Source organism: Achromobacter sp. GbtcB20 (assembly GCF_019091095.1).
GTDB classification, from domain to species: Bacteria; Pseudomonadota; Gammaproteobacteria; order Burkholderiales; family Burkholderiaceae_B; genus Achromobacter; species Achromobacter mucicolens.
The window spans coordinates 1-256 of sequence record NZ_JAGXJZ010000671.1 but is presented as its reverse complement, the minus strand read 5'-3'; the positions used below and the strand labels follow the sequence as shown (position 1 = coordinate 256).

At 64.5% G+C, this 256-nt stretch carries 1 protein-coding gene; it reads left to right on the top strand.

What is annotated here, in order from left to right; genetic code table 11:
• Nucleotides 1-205 (top strand): hypothetical protein (locus KVT32_RS30670; protein ID WP_217619494.1); only part of this gene is annotated, 205 nt, incomplete at its 5' end.
• Nucleotides 206-256: the final 51 nt, after the last annotated feature.

The following is a 256-nucleotide window of genomic DNA, read 5'->3' as shown; positions in this document are numbered from 1 at the left end:
TACGATCCAGAAAAAGCGCATGAAGAACCACGCCGCCCTGTCGCGCGCGCTGGAAGTCGCCCCGCCGGTGATCAGCAAGATCCGCCATAACACCCTGCCGATCGGCGCCACCATCCTGTTGCGCATGCATGAGATCAGCGATTTGAGCATCCGCGAACTGCGCGCGCTGATGGTCTCGCCGGACGCGGGGATGTCGGCCGCCTGAAAAAATGTGCCGGCCTCAGGCCGGCTCGGTGATGGGCAGGGCGTTGCGCCA